Origin of the sequence: Mycobacterium sp., from assembly GCF_049673265.1 — a bacterium.
In the GTDB taxonomy this organism is placed as follows: Bacteria; Actinomycetota; Actinomycetes; order Mycobacteriales; family Mycobacteriaceae; genus Mycobacterium.
The window spans coordinates 1-2,359 of the sequence record NZ_JBATXN010000430.1; the positions used below are offsets into that span (position 1 = coordinate 1).

The 2,359-nt window shown below is 59.8% G+C and carries 3 protein-coding genes; 2 read left to right on the forward strand and 1 reads right to left on the reverse strand.

The annotated features are described in order from the left end of the window. On the forward strand, positions 1–1,498 hold a 1,498-nt coding region (locus WBF82_RS15015; RefSeq protein ID WP_424383789.1), incomplete at its 5' end, for an MMPL family transporter. A gap of 7 nt (positions 1,499–1,505) precedes the next feature. Here the strand turns inward: WBF82_RS15015 and WBF82_RS15020 are convergent. After that, entirely contained in the window at positions 1,506–2,072 is a 567-nt protein-coding gene (locus tag WBF82_RS15020; RefSeq protein ID WP_424383790.1) for a methyltransferase family protein, read from the reverse strand. A 170-nt stretch (positions 2,073–2,242) separates the two neighbouring features. Here WBF82_RS15020 and WBF82_RS15025 point away from each other — a divergent pair. Continuing rightward, positions 2,243–2,359, forward strand: a 117-nt coding sequence (locus WBF82_RS15025; protein ID WP_424383791.1) for an SDR family oxidoreductase, incomplete at its 3' end; no start/stop codon positions are given.

The following is a 2,359-nucleotide window of genomic DNA, read 5'->3' on the forward strand; positions in this document are numbered from 1 at the left end:
GCCGCTGGGGACGCCAATCGACCACAGCTCCATCCCATTTCAGATCAGCGCACAAAGCGCCAGCCAGATCGAAAACCTCAAGTACCAGAAAGATCGGGCGGCCGATCTGCAGAAGCAGGCCGGCGAATTGGCTAAAACCATTGGCATTTTGAAGCAACAGTATGCGCTTCAACAGCAGCTGGCCGCCGACACCCACGCCGAGACCCAAGCCTTTCACGACACGATCGCCACGATCAACCAACTGCGAGACCAGATCGCCAATTTCGACGATTTCTTCCGGCCGATCCGCAGCTACTTCTACTGGGAGAAGCACTGCTACGACATCCCCATCTGTTTTGCCTTTAGAAACGTCTGGGACACCATTGATGGGATCGACCAGCTCAGCGAGAAATTTGAAAACCTCACTGCCACTTTGGATAAGCTGGACGCGCTGCAGCCGGAACTGGTGTCGTTGATTCCGCCTCAGATCGCCAGCCAAGAGACCAACCGCGACCTGACGCTGTCGAGCTACGCCACCCAGTCCGGCATCAACGCGCAATCATCGGCTGCGCTGGAAAACTCGACCGCTCTTGGACGGGCCTTTGACGCATCCAAGAACGACGATTCCTTCTACTTGCCTCCGGAGGTTTTTGACAACCCCGATTTCAAGCGCGGCCTGAAACTATTCATGTCGCCCGACGGCAAGGCTGCCCGGATGATCATCACCCATGAAGGCGATCCCGCAACGCCGCAGGGTATTTCACACATCGATCCGATCACCACGGCCGCGCACGAAGCGGTCAAGGGCACGCCGTTGGCCAACGCCGGTTTCTATCTCGGCGGTACGGCGGCCACCTACAAGGACATCCAGGACATGTCCAAGTACGACGTGATGATCGCCGGCCTAGCCGCGCTGAGCCTGATCTTGCTGATCATGATGCTCATCACCCGCGGCCTGGTGGCGGCGCTCGTCATTGTGGGCACGGTAGCGCTTTCGTTGGGCGCCTCATTCGGGCTATCCGTCGTGGTGTGGCAGTACATTCTCGGTATCCAGCTGTACTGGGTGGTGCTCGCACTGGCCGTGATCTTGCTGTTGGCGGTGGGGTCCGACTACAACCTGCTGTTGATCTCCCGGTTCAAGGAGGAAATCGGTGCCGGCCTGAAGACCGGCATCATCCGCGCGATGGCCGGCTCCGGATCGGTGGTGACGTCGGCCGGCTTGGTGTTCGCCATCACCATGTGCGCGTTCGCATTCGCCGATCTGCGGGTCCTCGGTCAGATCGGAACCACCATCGGTCTCGGATTGCTGTTCGACACCCTGATCGTGCGTTCGTTCTTGACGCCGTCCCTCGCTGCCCTGCTCGGCCGCTGGTTCTGGTGGCCGCAGCGGGTCCGTCGCCGCCCTGCCAGTGAAATGCTGCAGCCATACGGTTCACGCACCGCGGTTCGTCAACTGCTGCTGTGGGATGACCCGGATGATGCCGAAGAAGTGACAACTGCCCCGATACCCGCACGTTGACCAGGCTTCACAGATAGCGTCTGACTCGCCGGGAGTACTCCGCGTATTCCGGACCGTAGTGTTGCCGCATAAAGCTTTCCTCCCGCAACACTTGCCGGTGGAACAGTAAGACGCCGGCCGCGAGGTAGACCAACAGAATCCAGTTGGGGAACACCAAGAACTGACCGGCGAGCACCAGCGCGAAACCAACGTAGATCGGGTTGCGGCTGACGGCGAAAATGCCTGTGGTTACCAGCTTATCGGGCTTGTCGACGTCGATGCCGACCCGGAAACTCCTGCCGAACGACACCAGGCTTCCGAACAAGACCAGCAGCCCGATGTAGCAGAGCCCGACACCGATCCAGGCAATGGCGCTGGAGTGGAAGAACATCTGCGTGCTGACCAGTGGCCAATCGAACGCGACAGCAAAGATGGTGTAGAAGTAGAACAGTGCCACCGGCGGGATCAGGAAGTCCGTCTTGTCCAGATCGCCGAAGTGCATCGCCTGTGTCCCCGCCCGTCGTAGCACCAGCACTCGTGTCATCACCGTGCCGAGCAGGAGCACGATCGCCAGGGCGGCCAAATATCCCGTCATCGACGGTCCTTTCCATTCGCTTGAGTCACGAATCCAAAGAATTCATCGCGTGATGAAGTCATCATATGATGAATATGCGCCGTCTGCGCAGGCTCGTCAAGGCGTCCCGGCTTCCCCGATCGCGTCACACTGCGTTGACGTGCGCCGCGCCAAGGGCCACCATGGCTTGCATGCGCTATGTCGTTACCGGCGGTACCGGGTTTATTGGGCGCCGAGTTGTCTCACGTCTGCTGGACGAACGGCCGGACGCAGAGGTGTGGGTGATGATTCGTCGCGCATCGCTGGGC